General features: G+C 67.4%; 20 protein-coding genes and 1 tRNA gene. 9 read left to right on the forward strand and 12 right to left on the reverse strand.

Annotated features, from left to right (window positions below; translation table 11 throughout):
* Together ACREEF_RS08790 and ACREEF_RS08795 are read left to right on the forward strand one after the other, a co-directional pair.
* On the forward strand, positions 1–495 hold a 495-nt coding region (locus ACREEF_RS08790; protein ID WP_431565217.1), incomplete at its 5' end, for an OmpA family protein.
* Positions 496–670: 175 nt separating this feature from the next.
* Entirely contained in the window at positions 671–1,990 is a 1,320-nt protein-coding gene (locus ACREEF_RS08795; protein ID WP_431565218.1) for a UDP-glucose dehydrogenase family protein, read from the forward strand.
* 72 nt (positions 1,991–2,062) lie between these two features.
* On the opposite strand, the gene ACREEF_RS08800 is transcribed toward ACREEF_RS08795, so the two are convergent.
* Entirely contained in the window at positions 2,063–2,737 is a 675-nt protein-coding gene (locus ACREEF_RS08800) for an OmpA family protein (protein ID WP_431565219.1), read from the reverse strand.
* A gap of 207 nt (positions 2,738–2,944) precedes the next feature.
* Between ACREEF_RS08800 and ACREEF_RS08805 the strand changes: the two genes are divergently transcribed.
* Positions 2,945–3,364 carry an Hsp20 family protein gene (locus ACREEF_RS08805; protein ID WP_431565220.1) on the forward strand — a complete coding sequence of 140 codons (420 nt, stop codon included), beginning with the start codon at positions 2,945–2,947 and terminating at the stop codon, positions 3,362–3,364.
* 60 nt (positions 3,365–3,424) lie between these two features.
* On the forward strand, positions 3,425–3,679 hold the full coding sequence (locus ACREEF_RS08810) for a DUF1150 family protein (RefSeq protein ID WP_431565221.1): 255 nt from the start codon (positions 3,425–3,427) through the stop codon (positions 3,677–3,679).
* A gap of 91 nt (positions 3,680–3,770) precedes the next feature.
* Here ACREEF_RS08810 and ACREEF_RS08815 read toward each other — a convergent pair whose 3' ends face one another.
* The 11 genes from ACREEF_RS08815 to rplU form a co-directional block, all read right to left on the reverse strand.
* A complete protein-coding gene (locus ACREEF_RS08815; protein ID WP_431565222.1) occupies positions 3,771–4,235 on the reverse strand; it encodes a PTS sugar transporter subunit IIA in 465 nt (154 codons plus the stop codon).
* Positions 4,236–4,312: 77 nt separating this feature from the next.
* Positions 4,313–4,963 (reverse strand): ribosome hibernation-promoting factor, HPF/YfiA family, encoded by a 651-nt coding sequence (hpf, locus tag ACREEF_RS08820; protein WP_431565223.1) that lies wholly within the window; start codon positions 4,961–4,963, stop codon positions 4,313–4,315.
* A 76-nt stretch (positions 4,964–5,039) separates the two neighbouring features.
* Complete coding sequence (rpoN, locus tag ACREEF_RS08825; RefSeq protein WP_431565224.1) at positions 5,040–6,551, reverse strand: RNA polymerase factor sigma-54; 1,512 nt, start codon at positions 6,549–6,551, stop codon at positions 5,040–5,042.
* 106 nt (positions 6,552–6,657) lie between these two features.
* On the reverse strand, positions 6,658–7,455 hold the full coding sequence (lptB, locus tag ACREEF_RS08830; RefSeq protein ID WP_431565225.1) for an LPS export ABC transporter ATP-binding protein: 798 nt from the start codon (positions 7,453–7,455) through the stop codon (positions 6,658–6,660).
* Between the two features lie 6 nt (positions 7,456–7,461).
* On the reverse strand, positions 7,462–7,938 hold the full coding sequence (locus tag ACREEF_RS08835) for an LptA/OstA family protein (protein WP_431565254.1): 477 nt from the start codon (positions 7,936–7,938) through the stop codon (positions 7,462–7,464).
* 2 nt (positions 7,939–7,940) lie between these two features.
* Positions 7,941–8,603 carry an LPS export ABC transporter periplasmic protein LptC gene (lptC, locus tag ACREEF_RS08840; RefSeq protein ID WP_431565226.1) on the reverse strand — a complete coding sequence of 221 codons (663 nt, stop codon included), beginning with the start codon at positions 8,601–8,603 and terminating at the stop codon, positions 7,941–7,943.
* 8 nt (positions 8,604–8,611) lie between these two features.
* The gene (locus ACREEF_RS08845) at positions 8,612–9,226 is read right to left on the reverse strand and encodes a ribonuclease D (RefSeq protein WP_431565227.1); all 615 of its coding nucleotides are present in this window, start codon (positions 9,224–9,226) and stop codon (positions 8,612–8,614) included.
* Between the two features lie 158 nt (positions 9,227–9,384).
* A tRNA-Leu gene (locus ACREEF_RS08850) sits at positions 9,385–9,471 on the reverse strand.
* A 124-nt stretch (positions 9,472–9,595) separates the two neighbouring features.
* Positions 9,596–10,129, reverse strand: coding sequence for a GNAT family N-acetyltransferase (locus ACREEF_RS08855; RefSeq protein WP_431565228.1), 534 nt, complete (start codon positions 10,127–10,129; stop codon positions 9,596–9,598).
* Between the two features lie 173 nt (positions 10,130–10,302).
* Positions 10,303–10,587 carry a 50S ribosomal protein L27 gene (rpmA, locus tag ACREEF_RS08860; protein ID WP_207823383.1) on the reverse strand — a complete coding sequence of 95 codons (285 nt, stop codon included), beginning with the start codon at positions 10,585–10,587 and terminating at the stop codon, positions 10,303–10,305.
* A 98-nt stretch (positions 10,588–10,685) separates the two neighbouring features.
* Complete coding sequence (gene rplU / locus ACREEF_RS08865; RefSeq protein WP_431565229.1) at positions 10,686–11,159, reverse strand: 50S ribosomal protein L21; 474 nt, start codon at positions 11,157–11,159, stop codon at positions 10,686–10,688.
* 204 nt (positions 11,160–11,363) lie between these two features.
* On the opposite strand from rplU, the gene ACREEF_RS08870 reads away from it, so the two are divergent.
* The 5 genes from ACREEF_RS08870 (at position 11,364) to ACREEF_RS08890 (ending at position 15,858) form a co-directional block, all read left to right on the forward strand.
* Positions 11,364–12,680: a class I SAM-dependent methyltransferase gene (locus ACREEF_RS08870; protein ID WP_431565230.1), complete on the forward strand. Its 1,317-nt coding sequence runs from the start codon at positions 11,364–11,366 to the stop codon at positions 12,678–12,680.
* A gap of 50 nt (positions 12,681–12,730) precedes the next feature.
* Entirely contained in the window at positions 12,731–13,390 is a 660-nt protein-coding gene (locus ACREEF_RS08875; RefSeq protein WP_431565231.1) for a hypothetical protein, read from the forward strand.
* Positions 13,391–13,475: 85 nt separating this feature from the next.
* Positions 13,476–14,501, forward strand: coding sequence for a cation diffusion facilitator family transporter (locus ACREEF_RS08880; RefSeq protein WP_431565232.1), 1,026 nt, complete (start codon positions 13,476–13,478; stop codon positions 14,499–14,501).
* A gap of 50 nt (positions 14,502–14,551) precedes the next feature.
* The gene (locus tag ACREEF_RS08885; protein WP_431565233.1) at positions 14,552–15,652 is read left to right on the forward strand and encodes a CobW family GTP-binding protein; all 1,101 of its coding nucleotides are present in this window, start codon (positions 14,552–14,554) and stop codon (positions 15,650–15,652) included.
* Complete coding sequence (locus ACREEF_RS08890; protein WP_431565234.1) at positions 15,649–15,858, forward strand: DUF2093 domain-containing protein; 210 nt, start codon at positions 15,649–15,651, stop codon at positions 15,856–15,858. The genes ACREEF_RS08885 and ACREEF_RS08890 overlap by 4 nt, the downstream gene beginning before the upstream one ends.
* Positions 15,859–16,024 lie beyond the last annotated feature (166 nt).

Genomic DNA, 16,024 nt, shown 5'->3' on the forward strand with positions numbered 1-16,024 from the left:
TGCCAGGACAACGCCAACAGCGCGCCGGGGAACTCGGGCAACCAGAACTTCAAGTTCGTGCGGCTGGAGCAGCTGCTCGATGCCCCGTCCGGATCGGGCCCCCCGCCCCCGCCGCCGCCCCCGCCCCCGCCGCCGCCTCCGCCGCCTCCGGCCAAGCCGGCTGCGCGTCAGTTCGTGGTCTACTTCGACTGGGATCGCTCGGACCTGACGGCGGAAGCCCGTTCGGTGGTGACGCAAGCCGCCAACTACGCCAAGTCGGGCGCGCCGACCCGCATCCTGGTCGTCGGCCACGCCGACACCTCGGGCAACGCGGCCTATAACGTGGGCCTGTCCAACCGTCGTTCGCGCACCGTCGCCGACGCCCTGGTCGCCCAAGGCGTCAACGGCGGCGTCATCGCCCTCGACGGCAAGGGCGAAACCGCCCTGGCCAAGCCCACCGCCGACGGCGTGCGCGAGCCGCTCAACCGTCGCGCCACCATCGACATCAACTTCTAAGATCCAAAGGGACCGGCTTCGGTCGGTCCCGATGATCTTGAAGGTCGATAAGATTGAGGGCGGTCGATCCATGCGGATCGACCGCCCTTTTCTTTTGCCTGTCGTTCGGCAAGCTGGCTGGCAAAGGCCGTGCTTGAACGCTATTTCGACCTGACAGCACCAAGAGGATGACCGTATGCGCGTCGCAATGATCGGCACCGGCTACGTCGGGCTTGTTTCCGGGGCCTGTTTCGCCGACTTCGGCCATGTCGTGACCTGCGTCGACAAGGACGCGGCCAAGATCGACCAATTGAACGCCGGACAGATGCCGATCTATGAGCCCGGGCTCGAGGATCTGGTCGCCGCCAATGTGCGCGACGGGCGGCTATCCTTTGCGCTCGACGGCGCCGAGGCCATTCGCAAGGCCGACGCCGTCTTCATCGCCGTGGGCACGCCTTCGCGTCGCGGCGACGGCCACGCCGACCTGTCCTATGTCTATGCCGCCGCCGAAGAGATCGCGGACCTGATCGAAGGCTTCACCGTCATCGTCACCAAGTCGACGGTTCCGGTCGGCACCGGCGACGAGATCGAGCGCATCGTCCGCGCCCGCCGTCCGGACGCCGATTTCGCCGTGGTCTCCAACCCCGAGTTCCTGCGCGAAGGCGCCGCCATCGGCGATTTCAAGCGCCCGGACCGCGTCGTGGTCGGCCTCGAGGACGAGCGCGCCCGTCCGGTCATGGCCGAACTTTATCGTCCGCTGAACCTGAACGAGACGCCGATCCTGTTCACCGGGCGCCGCACGTCGGAGCTGACCAAATACGCCGCCAACGCCTTCCTGGCGCTGAAGATCACCTTCATCAACGAGATGGCCGACCTGTGCGAGAGCCTGGGCGCCGACGTGCAGCAGGTGGCGCGAGGCATCGGGCTGGACAACCGAATCGGCTCGAAATTCCTCCACGCCGGGCCGGGCTACGGCGGCTCCTGCTTCCCCAAGGACACCCTGGCCCTGGTGCGGACGGCGACCGACGCCGGTTCGCCCTTGCGTCTGATCGAAACCACGGTCGAGGTGAACGACGCGCGCAAGAAGGCCATGGCCGACCGCGTCGCGGCGGCCCTGGGCGGCACGGATCTGAAGGGCAAGACGGTCGCCCTGCTGGGCCTGACCTTCAAGCCGAACACGGACGATATGCGCGACGCGCCGTCGCTGGACGTAGCCCCGGCCCTGATCGCCAAGGGGGCGACGGTCCAGGCCTTCGATCCCGAGGGGATGGAGGAGGCGGCCAAGCTTCTGGACGGCGTCGTCTTCCGCGACGGTCCCTATGACGCGGTGGAGGGCACCGACGTTGTGGTCATCCTGACCGAATGGGATCAGTTCCGCGCTTTAGATCTGGACCGGATCAAGCTGTTGCTGAAACAGCCCGTCATGGTCGATCTGCGCAACGTCTATCGCCCCGAGGACATGAAGGCGCGGGGCTTCCGCTACACCTCCATCGGCCGGCCCGAGAGCGCCCGCTAGAGGCGATCGAAAAGCAAAAAGGGCGGCGCCGAAGCGCCGCCCTTTGTCGTTCCAACGGCTGTGGCCGCCGGATCAGCCCGTGAACGGACGGATCAGGATCTCGACGCGGCGGTTCTGCGCCTTGCCCTCGACCGTGGTGTTGTCAGCGATCGGATTGCGCGCGCTCATGCCGGCGACATAGAGGCGCTCGCGGATCACGCCGTGGTCCATCAGATAGGCGGCGACCGACGAGGCGCGGCGCTCCGACAGCGGCTGGTTGATGGCGTCGCCGCCCGAGGCGTCGGTGTGGCCGATGACGTCAACCATCGAGCGGTCGTACTCGTTCAGCACACGAGCCACGTCGTCGAGGACGGGCAGGAAGCGGCTGTCGAGGCTCGACTGGTTGGTGGCGAAGGTCACGTCCGACGGCATCCGCAGCACCAGGTTGTCGCCCTGACGCGCCACGCCGACGCCGGTGCCCGACAGCTCGGCCTCAAGGGCGCGCTGCTGGCGGTCCATGTACTGGCCGACGCCAGCCCCGGCCAGAGCGCCGATGCCGGCGCCGATGAGGGCGTTCTTGCGGCCCTGTTCGCCGCTCGAGGTGTTGGTCAGATAGCCCAGAAGGGCGCCGCCCAGAGCGCCGGCGATGGCGCCGGTGCCGGTGTTGTTGCGGCGAGGCGTCGAGCTGTAGGGGTCGGTCGTCGTGCAGGCGGAAGCGCCCAGAAGGGCGGCGAGGCTGACGCTGGTGACGATGAGCTTGGCGCGCATAAAAGGTCCTTTGCAGATGGAGCGGTCAGGCCGCGTGAACGCGTCCCTACTGTGAAGGCTCCGACCTGTATGTCACGTGAACAATTGCAACGCCTGGCTGCGTGGTTGACCGCGCGGCCCCGCATGACCATCTGTGGCGGACGGTCGGGCGCCCTTGCCGCTTCAGGGAGGGTGTAGACGGCTAAGGTCGCTTGTTTGCGAGGGCCCATGACGACGCGCACCATCCTGTTCGACAGTCCTTTCCTGTTGGGCTTCGACCATACCCGCGCCCTGATCGATCGCGCGGCCAAGGCGGCGGCCGAGAGCTATCCCCCCTATAACGTCGAACAGCGCGGCGAGGCGGCGGTGCGCATCAGCCTGGCCGTGGCCGGCTTCGCCCCGGACGAACTGGCCATCACCCTGGAAGGCCGTCAGCTGACCATAGCGGGCAAGCGCGAGGACGCCGGCAAGGGCGAACAGGCCTTCCTGCATCGCGGCATCGCGGCGCGCGGCTTTGTCCGCAGCTTCGTCCTGGCCGACGGGCTGGAGGTGGCCGAGGCGCGGCTGGAACACGGCCTGCTGCACGTCGATCTGGTCCGGCCCGAACAGGACCGCAGCGTTCGGCGCATTCCCATCACGGCGGGCTGAAACCAGCCGTCGAACCGGCCGGCTTGCCGGACGTTTAGTCAAGCGTAAGGAGGCGGTCCTATGACGCCTGAAATGAACAAGACTGATTTCGCCGGCCTGGGCGCGCCGGACCTCGTTTATGTGCGCGCCATCCGCGCTTCGGACCTGATGGCGGACGCCCATGTCGAGGTCGGGCCGGGCCTGGACATCGACCCCGACCAGATCCTCTACGCCGTTCACGGCGCCGACGGCGAACGGCTGGCGGTCATGCTGGACCGCGAGACCGCCTTCGCGGCGGCGGCGGCGCACGAACTGGCGCCCGTGTCGGTTCATTAAGTTGAGAGCGCTATCGGCCGTTCGGTCTACTTGAGCGCATAGTTAATACGCCAATGGGCGTTCGCTATGCCTGAGCGCAGGCTGGATCGCTTCAGGCGGCGGTGGCCGGGACGTCCTTGACGAACAGGGCGCGGATGGCGTCGACGGTGCGGGCCTGGCGCAGATGCTCGCGCAGTTCGGGCGAGCGCATGGCGCGCGACACCGCCGCCAGGGCCCGCAGGTGCTCGGCGCCGGCGTTCAGCGGCGCGAACAGGGCGAACATCAGGTCCACCGGCCGATCGTCCAGCGACTCATAGGCCACCGGCGTCTCCAGCCGCACGAAGACGGCGCAGACGCGTTCCAGTCCCTTGATTCGGGCATGAGGCACGGCGACGCCGGAGCCCAGGCCGGTCGAGCCGAGCGCCTCGCGCTCCAGCAGGGCGTCCAGAGCCCGGTCCTCGTCAATGCCCAGGGCCACCGACGCGGCCTCGGCCACAGTGTGCAGCGCCTGACGCTTGGATGACACGCCGCCGCGCAGGACGATCCCGCCCGACGACAGCAAATCAGCGATGTCCATGATGACCCCGAAGCTCGAACCCGACATTGCGGAAGGGCGAGGCGTCTTCTAGCGCCTTCGCCCCCCGCGTGGAAGCCTTACGATCCCGCGCCGTTTCCAGCGTTCTTGAGCGTGCGTTCGGGGTCGATCCAGCCGACATTGCCGTCAGGGCGGCGATAGACGACCGCCAGACCGCCGTGGGCGGCGTTGCGGAACATGACGATCGGATAGCCGGTCATATCCAGTTCCAGCACCGCCCGGCCGACCGTGATGGTGCGGATCTCGGATTCGGTCTCGGCGATGACCATGCCAACCGGCGGCGGCTCGTCCGGGCGTCCCGGCTCGCCGAAGGCGTCGTCCTCGACCGTGTCGGGATTGCGGAAGACCGTCATGGCGGCGACTTCGCGGGCGGCGTCCTCGGTCTTCTCGGGCGACAGGCCCTTGGGACCGATGTGGTGATCCTTCAGGCGGCGCTTGTAGCGGCGGACCCGCTTCTCAAGCTTGTCCAGACTGTCGGAGAAGGCCCCCTGGGCGTCGCCGCCGAAACCCGCGGTCACCAGGCTCTGGCCCGAGGCCAGGCGGACCCAGCAATCGACGCGGAACCCGTGACGATCCTTGGACACCACGACCTCGGCGTGTTCGCCGCCACGGGCGAAATACTTGCCGACTCCCTCTTCGAGTTCCTGGGAGATGCGCGAGCTTAGCGCTTCGCCGACATCCACTTGCTTGCCGCTGACTTGGATCTGCATAGGCATAGAACGCGACGGGTCGCGTTTGGTGTCAACGCCGATCACCGATTTGTGGTGACGCTTCGCCGCAGCGTGATCAGCCGGCCTTCAGCAGACGGCGGCGCTGGACGGACGACGGAATTCTCAACGCTTCCCGATATTTGGCGACGGTGCGGCGGGCGATGTCGATGCCGGTCTCGTTGAGGATCTCGACGATCCGGTCGTCGCTGAGCACGTCGCCGTCGGCGGCTTCGCCGTCGATCATGGCCTTGATCCGGTGGCGCACGGCCTCGGCCGAGTGAAGCGCGCCGCCGTCGGACGACTGGATGGCGGCGGTGAAGAAGAATTTCAGCTCGAACACGCCGCGCGGGGTGGCGACGTATTTGTTCGAGGTGACGCGGCTGACCGTCGATTCGTGCATGCCGATGGCGTCGGCGACGGTCTTGAGGTTCAGCGGCCGCAGGAACTCGACGCCGAAGGCCAGGAAGGCGTCCTGCTGACGCACGATCTCCGAGGCGACCTTGAGGATGGTCTTGGCGCGCTGGTCCAGCGACTTGACCAGCCAGCTGGCCTGGGCGGCGCATTCGGCGACGTAGGCCTTTTCGGTTTCGGAGCGCGCGCCCGCCGCGACCACGCCGTGATAGCGCTTGTCCATCAAGAGGCGGGGCAGGGTGTCGCTGTTCAGTTCGACCCGCCAGCCGCCGGCCGGATCGGGACGGACGTGGACGTCGGGCACGACTGTCTGGGCCGGCTCGCCGCCGAAGCCGGCGCCGGGCCGGGGCGTCAGCCCCTTCAGCTCGGCGATCATGTCGGTCAGGTCCTCGGCGTCGACGCCGCAGACCTTGCGCAGGGCGGGCAGGTCGCGCCGCGCCAGCAGCTCGAGATTGTCCAGAAGCGCTTCCATCGCCGGATCGAAGCGGTTGCGCTCGATCAGCTGCAGCTTCAGACACTCGGGCGCCGAACGGGCCATGACGCCGGTCGGCTCGAAGCCGTGGCAGGCGGCCAGGACCGCCTCGATCCGTTCCAGATCGACGCCCAGCCGGTCGGCGATCTCTTGAAGCTCGCCGCGCAGATAGCCGCCCTCGTCGGTGGCGTCGATCAGGGTCAGGGCGATGGCGTGCTCGGCGGGGCTGAACCCGGCCGAGGAGGCCTGGGCCTGCAGATGCTCCCACAGCGTCAGATCGCGCGTGTCAGGGCGTTCCATGCCCTCGCCGTCGATCCCGCCGCCGCCGGCGCGGGACCAGTCGGACAGGCCGGGCTGCTCGCTGGCTTCGCCCGCGTCGCGCTTGCGGTCGGCGTCGCGTTCGCCGGGCGGGGCGTCGTCGTAGAGGTCGTCCGATCGGGCATCCATGGCGCGTTCGGCGTCGCCGGACGGCTCGGTGAATTGCAGTTCGTTGGCGTCGCCAGAGGCGGGTGCGTCAGACGATTCCGGGGCTTCGCCGCCCGGCTCGCCCTCGTCGCGTTGCAGCAGGGGGTTCCGTTCCAGTTCGCCCTCGACGAAGGCTTCCAGCTCGAGATTCGACAGTTGCAGCAGCTTGATCGCCTGCTGCAGCTGGGGCGTGATGACCAGCCCCTGCCCTTGTCTGACCTCCAGCCTCTGACCGATCACGGCGCTTCAATCCCTCCCACGGGCGTTTGGCCCGGTTCTTGCTGGGATCGTGGGGCATAGAGTTTAACGTCTGGCGAACGGCGCGTTCGCCAGAGGATTACGCGCGTCAGGCGTACATTTCGCCCAGATAGACGCGGCGCACCTCGGGGTCGCGAACGGCCTCGTCCGCCGTGCCCTCGAACAGCACCGAACCGGCCGAAATGATCGAGACGCGGTCGATGATGTCCAGGGTCTCGCGGACGTTATGGTCGGTGATCAGCACGCCGATGCCCTGGCTGGACAGGTAGCGGATCACATGGCGGATGTCGGCGATGGCCAGGGGGTCGATGCCGGCGAAGGGTTCGTCCAGCAGCATGAAGCTGGGGCGGGCGGCCAGGGCCCGGGCGATCTCGACGCGGCGACGCTCGCCGCCCGACAGGCCGGTGGCCGGGGCGTGGCGCAGATGGTCGATGCGCAGCTCTTCCAGCAGGCGGCTGGTTTCGTCGCGCACGCCGGCCGCGGTCTTCTCGTGCAGTTCGACCACGGCCTTGATGTTTTGTTCGACCGTCATGCCGCGGAAGATCGAGGCTTCCTGCGCCAGATAGCCCAGACCCATGCGGGCGCGCTGGTACATGGGCTGCTGGGTGATTTCTTCCCCGTCCAGCCAGATCGCGCCGCTGTCGGCCGGGATCAGGCCGGTGATCATGTAGAAGCAGGTGGTCTTGCCCGCGCCGTTGGGCCCCAGCAGGCCGCAGACCTCGCCGCGCTGGACGGTCAGGGACACGTCCTTGACCACCTGACGCTGGCCGAAGCTGCGGGCGATGTGCTCGACGCGCAGGCCGGTGTGGCGCGCGGTCTCGACCTCAGGCGCGTCGTCGGCGGCCATTTGGTCGAGGTTGAGGGCTGAGAGTTCCTTGCGCGCCAAGCGGGGTCAGTTCCCTTGCGGGTAGAAGACGCCCTGGACGCGGCCGGAGCCGCCTTCCATGCGGGCGGTCTCGGTGCGGACGTTATAGACGAGACGGTGGCCGGTCAGGACGTTCTTGCCCTGGGTCAGGATGACGTCGCCCGTCACCACCACCTCGGCATTGCCCAGGGTATAGACGGCGCGGTCGCCGCGCATGCTCTGGTCCGGGGTGACGAAATAGACGTTGCCCGTCGCCTCGACCCGGCTCAGGTCGCCGTTGGTCGTGACCCCGGTGATGGCGTCGGCGCGCAGGCGGTTGCCGCCCTGGGTCAGTTCGGCCCGGCCGCGCAGGGCGAAGCCGTTGGGCGTGTATTCGCCGCCGTCGGCCCCGTACTGGACCGGCTGCTTCGAAGCGTCGGCGCGGCTTTGCGCGCCGGATGACGCCGGGACCGTCAGGGCCAGCAGCAGGGCGGCGCCTGCGATCATGGTGTTCGACTTGGACATGGTCACCTGCCGGATCCCGCGGGGTTGATGGTGCCCCGCATCTTGTTTTCGCCCTGGCCGCTGAAGACGACCCGTTGGCCCTGATCATAGATCGCATAGGACGAAGCATCGATGGTTCCAAGGGGACCGCGCCCCTGGACGCCCTTGTCGCCCGTCACTACGCCCGTATTGGTGTCGACCACGGCTTCCGGCGTGGTCAGGACGAAGCCGGAGCCCCCGTCCGAAATCTTCACGTTCGGCCCGATCACCACCTTGCGGCTCGCCTCGATATAGGTGCCGCCGTCGGCCGTCAGTTCGGTGACCTTGCGGCCGCCCAGGTTCAGGCGGAGCAGGGGCCCGACCAGGCGGAAATGACCGGTGGCCGGATCGCGGATCGCGCCCTTGGCCCCGATGACGAACGAGCGCCCCTGGGCGTCCTGGCCGTGGAACATGGGGTTGTCCAGGCGGATCTCGCGCGTCTCGCTGGCCTTGCGCTCGACCCCCGACATGACGGTGCGGAACACGGTCCAGGTCAGGGCACCGCCGGCCAGCATCAGGATGACGATGGGCAGGACGCGACGATACAGCTTCACCCGCTTGGAGCGCGCGCGCCAGCGCTCGCCCGCCTGGGCGACCCGGGCCTCGTCGGCGCGTTTGCGCGCTTCCTGGGCGTCGAGGTCGCTCATGCTGTTCCTCAGGCGTGCGCGAAAATGTCGATCTCGTCCCAACCGGCCAGGTCGAGACGCGAACGGGTGGGCAGGAAGTCGAAGCAGACGCGGGCCAGCTCGGCGCGGCCTTCGCGCTCAAGCATATCGTCCAGCCTGGCCTTGATGGCGTGCAGATACAGAACGTCCGAGGCGGCGTAGTCCAGTTGGGCCTGCGACAGGACCGGCGAGCCCCAGTCCGAGCTTTGTTGGGCCTTGGACATATCGATCCCGGCCAGTTCCTTGGCCACGTCCTTCAGGCCGTGACGGTCGGTGTAGGTGCGGGCCAGCTTGGAGGCGATCTTGGTGCAATAGACCGGGCGGGTTTCGACGCCCAGGTGCAGGTCGAACATACCGATGTCGAAGCGGCCGAAGTGGAAGATCTTGAGCACGGCAGGATCGGCCAGCAGCCGCTTCAGGTTGGGGCAGTCGTAGTCGGGGCGGTTCAGCCGCACGACATGGGCGTCGCCGTTCCCCGAGGACAGCTGCACCACGCACAGGGGGTCGCGCCGGAAACGCAGGCCCATGGTCTCGGAATCGATCGCGACCTCGGGGCCGAGATCGAGGCCGTCGGGCAGGTCGCCTTCGTGCAGGTAAACGGTCATGCGCAGAAACTCGGGTGGTCGATCAGGGCGACAACATAGACGAACCGCGCGCTATCGCTAGGACGCAGCGCCAACCTTCGCCGTTATGAATGATGAAGCAGGGGGCTGAAATGACAAACGGCGCCGCATCCGTTGGGATGCGACGCCGTTTGAGAATATGGTGCCCAGAAGAGGACTCGAACCTCCACGACCGTTAAGTCACTGGCACCTGAAGCCAGCGCGTCTACCAATTCCGCCATCTGGGCCCGGTGGGTCGCCCCGCCGAGGGCCGGACTAATAGGGGGGACCCCGGAGGCGGTCAACAGGCTTTTTTCCGATTTCGGAAAAATCTGCTCAGCTGACCAAAAGCCCCGGAAATTCCGCGTCCTATCAGGCCAGCCAGACCATCATCCGCGTATCGGCGATCTCGCCGCGGGCCTGGCTGAAGGCGGGGCGGGTCTCGCCCGTATAGAGGAAGCCGGCCTTTTCCAGCACGCGGCCCGAGGCGGGGTTGTCCGCGAAATGACCGGCGACCAGGGCGCGACGCTTCCACCGCCTTGAGGCCCAGACCAGGGCGCCCTCCAGGGCCTCGGTGGCGAAGCCTCGGCCCCAAAAGTCGCGGCCGATCCAGTAGCCGGCCTCGGGCACGCTGTCCTCGCCCTCGAACAGGCCGATGACCCCGACCGGCCCCAGGTCCTCGTGTTCGATGACGAAGGTGTTGGCGCGCTTCGGGTCCTGGGCGGCGACGTGCAGGACGAAGTCCTCAGCGTCCTCCACCTGGAAGGGGTGAGGCATCCGCTTGGTCATGCGCGCGATGTCGCGGTCGTTGGCCAGGGCCGCGATGCGGCTGACGTCCTGGGCGCCCGGCGCACGCAGGATGAGGCGCCGGGTTTCGACGACGGGAGAAGTTTCAATCACGCACATGGGTCACGCCCCTTTGGTGCGACCGCCGTCCTTGTTCATCAGGGCTCGGGCGGTCAGCGAGGCGGGGAAACGCAAACGGGGAGCCTGGTGATCCAGACTCCCCGCGGAAAATTTCCCTGGTCCGGATCGCGGCTTCTTGAGCAACGCGATCCCGGATTTTGGTCCAGTTCGCGTTACTCGGCGGCCATAGCCTGAGCGTCGTCGTTGGCCGCGAGAATCGACACGTAACAACGACCGCCACGTTTGGTGGTGAATTTCACCGAGCCGTTCACCGTGGCGAACAGGGTGTGGTCGCGGCCCAGGCCGACGTTGTCGCCCGGGTGGAAGGTGGTGCCGCGCTGACGCACGAGGATGTTGCCGGCCAGAACCTTCTCGCCGCCGTACTTCTTCACGCCAAGGCGCTTCGACTCGGAGTCGCGACCGTTACGCGACGAACCACCGGATTTCTTGTGAGCCATCTTGCTGCTCCTCTTCTTGGGGCGCTACCGGCCATTCGGCCTACTTGAGCGCACCCTGACGATCTGGTCTGGCGCTGATCCAGCGCCGGTGGAAACTCTTAGGCTTCGGCGCCTTCAGCCTTGGCGGCTTTCTTGGCGGGAGCCTTCTTGGCCGGAGCGGCTTCGACAGCTTCGACGCGCGGGGCGAGGCCACGGGCGCGAGCGTTGATCTCGGCCTTGGTGATCAGCTCGACCTTGCCGTCCCACTTGGCCTTCTCGCCGGCGCCTTCGATGCCGGTGATGCGCAGGACCGATTCCATCTGGCGGTGGCCGTTGGTGCGGCGGTAGCCCTGACGACGGATCTTCTTGAAGATCTTGATCTTCTCGCCCTTGCGGGTCTCGATCAGCGTGGCTGCGACAGCGGCGCCGTCGATCAGCGGAGCGCCGACCGTAACGCCCTTGTCGCCGCCCAGCATGAGGACTTCACCGAAGTTGACGGCAGCGCCAGCGTCGCCGTCGAGTTTCTCGACAACAATCACATCGCCCGGTTGAACCCGGTACTGCTTTCCGCCGGTCTTGATCACCGCGTACATTTGGAAGCCTCAGCGTGAACGCAAAAAAGAATGCGCCCGTCAGGAAACCCTGCGGGCGAAGAGCGGCGACATATACGGAAGGGCGCGCCAGAGTCAACGTGCCGGGGGTGAAAAGCCCGAGCGACCGCCGAATTCCTCGGTCAGGCTAGCTCCGCGCCGCGGCACGTGTAATTGGCGAACATTGTTCGAGGAGGGGGCTTCATCGTGGACAAGACCGCTGACCGTCGCATCGTCGCCGCGCGTCGCATCGTCGGCCATATCGCCGATCATCTCAAGGCCGACCTGTCGGTGCGCCTCTGGACCGGAGAGGTCCTGCCGCTGGGGGCTGGCGCGCGAGACGATATCCAGATCGTGATCGCCCGGCCCGGCGCGGTGCGGCGGCTCATCCTGAAGCCGACGCTGATGACCTTGTTCGAGCTGTTCGGCTCGGGCGACCTCAAGGTCGAAGGGGGCAGTCCGCTCGAGGCCGCCGACCGCTGGGATCACGGACGGGCGGTGCATCTGACGCGCTCGCTGGACCGCTGGCTGATCGCGCGCGAGGCCCTGCCCTTCCTCCTGGGGCGGGGCGAGGGCGGGGCCGAAGCCCTTCCGGCCTGGGACGCGACAGGCGACGACGGCGTGGGCCGGGATCGCAGCGGCCGGCGCGACCAGGACTTCATCCAGTTCCACTATGATGTCGGCAACGACTTCTACGGCCTCTTCCTCGATCCCGAGATGGTCTATTCCAGCGCCTATTTCACGGCGCATGAGGCGACGCTGGAAACGGCGCAGCAGGAAAAGCTGGACCGCATCTGCCGCAAGCTGCGGCTGCAGCCCGGCCAGCGCCTGCTGGACGTCGGCTGCGGCTGGGGCGGTCTGGCCTGCTGGGCCGCCGGCAACTACGGCGTCCATGTTCACGGCGTGACCCTCAGCCAGGCCCAGCTCGACTACGCCCGCGCCAAGGTCGAGCGGCTGGGCCTGACGGATAAGGTGACGCTGGAGCTGATGGACTATCGCGAGGTCGGGGGCGACGCCGCCTATGACGCCATCGCCCAGGTCGAGATGTTCGAACACGCCGGCTTCGCCAACCACGAGCGGCATTTCCAGCAGATGCGCCGCCTGCTGAAGCCCGGCGGCCTCTATTTCCATCAGGCTTCGGTCCGTCGCGGCGGCAAGGGCGAACTGCGGCCCACGCCCACGACCCGGGTCATCACCCGCTTCATCTTCCCGGGCGGTGAACTGGACACCATCGGCATGACGGTGGGCAACCTCGGTCGGCTGGGCTTCGAGACGCTGGACGTCGAGGATATGCGCGAGCATTTCGAACTGACCCTGCGCGAATGGACCCGGCGCCTCTATGAGCGGCGCGAGGACGCCTATCGCCTGGCCGGAGAGGCCCGCGCGCGGCTGTGGCTCATCTATTTCGCCCTGTTCGCCAAGGGGTTCGAGCGCGGCTCGGTGCTGGTCTATCAGACCGTGGCCCAGAAGCGCCGTCCCGGCCCCTCGGGCCTGCCCCTGGACCGGGCCAGTCTCTATCGTTAGTCGGCGAAAAAGGGTCGACTGTTACAAAGTAACACGATATAGCGGCCGGAATGTCGCCGCCCGATCTCCAGCAACCGGTTCTGCTCTCCCTTCTGGGCGGGGGATTTGTCGCGGCCTTCCTGCACGCCGCCCTGCCGACCCACTGGCTGCCCTTCGTCCTGGTGGGCCGGGCGCAGCGGTGGAGCCTGGCGCGGGTCATGACGGTGGCTGTGACGGCGGGTCTGGCCCACATCGCTTCGACCGCCCTCGTGGGGTCGCTGATCGTGGCGGCGGGGCTGGCGCTGAACGCCTGGATCGGGGGGCTACTGCCGCACCTGTCGGCGGCCCTGCTCTTTATCTTCGGCGCCTTCTATCTGGCGCGAGCCTCCTTGCAGAAGCCGATCACGGCGACGGGACCGGAGGCGGAGGTTCCCGAGCCCGCCGTGTCGGACCGCGCCGCCTTCTGGGGCCTGGTGCTGATGATGGCGGTGACGCCGGGCGAGGTGCTGCTGCCCATCTATCTGTCGTCGGCGACCGAGGGTGTCATGGCCCTGGCCCTGCTGACCCTCAGCTTCGCGGCGGGGACCGTCCTGGGCATGACCCTGCTGGCGGCCTTGGCCAGCGCCGGCTACTCCATCCTGCGACTGGAGCGCTGGGCGCGCTATGAGGGCGCCATCCTGGGCGTCGCCCTGATCCTGATCGGCTTCTTGGTGATGACCCATCAGCACTAGGTGTGTGATAGGTTATATATTTACATTCAATGACTTATCTTCGATGTCGTTGACGCGGGGCGACGGGCGGGCCTAGAGGGGTTGCATGGCTCACGATCACGCACACGACCATGACGGCCACTCGCACGCGGGTCACGACCATTCGGGTCACGACCATTCGGGTCACGACCATTCGGGTCACGACCATTCGGGTCACGACCACTCCCACTCCCACTCCCACTCCCACGGGATCGGCGGCCATCACCATGGGCCGGTGGACACGGGCGACTGGCGCTACGCCGTCGGCTTGATCCTCAACCTGGCCTTTGTGGCCTGCGAGTTCGGGGCCGGGATCTGGGCCGGATCGACGGCGCTGATGGCCGACGCGGGCCATAACCTGTCCGATGTCCTGGGTCTGGCCATGGCCGGCGGGGCCGCATGGCTGGCGCGGCGCGCGGCGGGTCCCAAGCGCACCTACGGCTACGGCAAGGCGACGGTCCTGGCGGCGCTGGGCAATGCGCTGCTGCTGATCTTCGCCTGCGGAGCCATCGCCTTCGAGGCCGTGCGCCGTCTGGCCGAGCCTGCGCCGGTGGCGTCCGGCGTCATCATGGTGGTGGCGGGCATCGGCTTCTTCATCAACCTGGGCACGGCCCTGTTGTTCATGAAGGACCAGCACAAGGACCTGAACGTGCGCGGGGCCTATCTGCACATGATGGCCGACGCGGCGGTGTCGCTGGGCGTGGTCATCGCCGGCGCCGTCATCCTGCTGACCGGCTGGGCCGTGATCGACGCCCTGGTCAGCCTGGCCATCGTCGTCGTCATCATGCTGGGGACCTGGGGGCTGCTGAAGGACTCCGTCAATCTGGCGCTGGACGCCGCCCCGAACGGGGTCGAGGTGGATCAGGTCCGCGCCGCCTTCCTGGCCCTGCCGGGCGTCAGCGCCGTCCACGACCTGCACATCTGGGGTCTGTCGACCACGGACACGGCCCTGACGGCGCACCTGGTGCATGACCGGGCCGACGCCGACGCCCTGCTGGCCGAGGCGCAAGGGGTGGCCCGCAGCCGCTTCGACATCAGCCACACCACCTTCCAGCTGGAAAGCGGCGCCCTGCCGGATTGTCCGACCTGTTAAGCGCCCGGCGCCTCTTCCCTTCCAGCCTTTCAGCCGCCATCTAGCCGCCCATGACCCAGAAGACTCCCGTCACCGTCCTCACCGGCTACCTCGGCGCCGGCAAGACCACCCTGCTGAACCGCATCCTCACCGAGGACCACGGCAAGCGTTATGCCGTCATCGTCAACGAGTTCGGCGAGATCGGCATCGACAACGACCTGGTGGTCGGCGCCGACGAGGACGTGTTCGAGATGAACAACGGCTGCGTCTGCTGCACGGTGCGCGGCGACCTGATCCGCGTCGTCTCGGGCCTGATGAAGCGCCAGCGCCCCGGCAAGCCCGCCTTCGACGCCATCATCGTCGAGACCACGGGCCTGGCCGACCCCGGCCCGGTGGCCCAGACCTTCTTCGTCGACGAAGAGGTCAAGGCCAAGACCCAGCTGGACAGCGTGACCGCCCTGGTCGACGCCAAGCACGTCATGGCGCGTCTGGACGACAGCAAGGAAGCCCGCGAGCAGGTGGCCTTCGCCGACCGCATCATTCTGAACAAGGTCGATCTGGCCTCCGAGGACGAACTGGCCGCCGTCGAGAGCCGCTTGCGCGCCCTGAACCCGCTGGCCCCGATCATCCGCGCCGAGCGCGCCAATGTGCCGCTGGATCAGATCCTGGGCCTGCACGGCTTTGATCTGGAGCGCATCGTCGAGGTCCGCCCCGACTTCGTGAACCCGCCCCATGGCGCCGAAGGCCACGTCCACGACGAACACTGCGGCCACGACCATCATGACCACGATCACGACCATGTTCACGATGAGCACTGCGGCCACGATCACGACCACGATCATCACGAGCATGGCCCGCGCGGTCACGCCCACAACGACGACATCAAGGGCATCTCCCTGACGCTGGACCGTCCGTTGAACGGGGCGAAGTTCACCGCCTGGCTGGACAAGCTGCTGGGCGAGCAGGGTCAGAACATCCTGCGCGCCAAGGGCATCATCGACGTGGACGGCGAGGATCGCCGCCTGGTCTTCCAGGCCGTGCACATGATCCTGGAAGGCGACCTGCAGAAGCCCTGGGGCGACAAGGAACGCCGCTGGAGCCGCGCCGTCTTCATCGGCCGCGACCTGAACGAGGCCGAACTGAAGGCCGGGTTCGAGGCCTGCGCGGCATGAACCCGCCGCCCAGAGCCCGGGTCGAGGCCAAGCTGATCTACGGCACGCCCGAGTTCGAGATCATCAAGGGCGGCGACCATGTGGTCTGCGCCATCTCGGGCGCGGTCATCCCGCTGGATATGCTCAACTACTGGAGCGTGGAGTTGCAGGAAGCCTACGCCACGCCCGACCTGATGACCCAGCGCTGGGTCGAGACGCATAGGTAAGACCCTCTCCCGGCGGGAGAGGGCTTGAGCGCACGAGAGCGTAGCGATCGTTCTTGCGCGAAAGGGTGAGGGGCTGAGGTGTCAGTCGGCGTCAGCCGTCGCGCCACGGCCCTCGGCCGACTTCGACCGCGAACCCTCACCCTTTCGGCTGGCGGATCGCCTTCGG

Source organism: Brevundimonas sp. (genome assembly GCF_050729455.1).
Classification (GTDB): Bacteria; Pseudomonadota; Alphaproteobacteria; order Caulobacterales; family Caulobacteraceae; genus Brevundimonas.

Coding starts and splice junctions, on each gene's coding strand:
- ACREEF_RS08885 (WP_431565233.1), top strand. CDS start 14,552: ATGACCCAGAAGACTCCCGTCACCGTCCTCACCGGCTACCTCGGCGCC.
- ACREEF_RS08855 (WP_431565228.1), bottom strand. CDS start 10,129: ATGTGCGTGATTGAAACTTCTCCCGTCGTCGAAACCCGGCGCCTCATC.
- rpmA (WP_207823383.1), bottom strand. CDS start 10,587: ATGGCTCACAAGAAATCCGGTGGTTCGTCGCGTAACGGTCGCGACTCC.
- rplU (WP_431565229.1), bottom strand. CDS start 11,159: ATGTACGCGGTGATCAAGACCGGCGGAAAGCAGTACCGGGTTCAACCG.
- ACREEF_RS08795 (WP_431565218.1), top strand. CDS start 671: ATGCGCGTCGCAATGATCGGCACCGGCTACGTCGGGCTTGTTTCCGGG.
- ACREEF_RS08800 (WP_431565219.1), bottom strand. CDS start 2,737: ATGCGCGCCAAGCTCATCGTCACCAGCGTCAGCCTCGCCGCCCTTCTG.
- ACREEF_RS08875 (WP_431565231.1), top strand. CDS start 12,731: ATGTCGCCGCCCGATCTCCAGCAACCGGTTCTGCTCTCCCTTCTGGGC.
- ACREEF_RS08815 (WP_431565222.1), bottom strand. CDS start 4,235: ATGGACATCGCTGATTTGCTGTCGTCGGGCGGGATCGTCCTGCGCGGC.
- ACREEF_RS08805 (WP_431565220.1), top strand. CDS start 2,945: ATGACGACGCGCACCATCCTGTTCGACAGTCCTTTCCTGTTGGGCTTC.
- ACREEF_RS08835 (WP_431565254.1), bottom strand. CDS start 7,938: ATGTCCAAGTCGAACACCATGATCGCAGGCGCCGCCCTGCTGCTGGCC.
- ACREEF_RS08890 (WP_431565234.1), top strand. CDS start 15,649: ATGAACCCGCCGCCCAGAGCCCGGGTCGAGGCCAAGCTGATCTACGGC.
- lptC (WP_431565226.1), bottom strand. CDS start 8,603: ATGAGCGACCTCGACGCCCAGGAAGCGCGCAAACGCGCCGACGAGGCC.
- ACREEF_RS08845 (WP_431565227.1), bottom strand. CDS start 9,226: ATGACCGTTTACCTGCACGAAGGCGACCTGCCCGACGGCCTCGATCTC.
- ACREEF_RS08810 (WP_431565221.1), top strand. CDS start 3,425: ATGACGCCTGAAATGAACAAGACTGATTTCGCCGGCCTGGGCGCGCCG.
- hpf (WP_431565223.1), bottom strand. CDS start 4,963: ATGCAGATCCAAGTCAGCGGCAAGCAAGTGGATGTCGGCGAAGCGCTA.
- ACREEF_RS08880 (WP_431565232.1), top strand. CDS start 13,476: ATGGCTCACGATCACGCACACGACCATGACGGCCACTCGCACGCGGGT.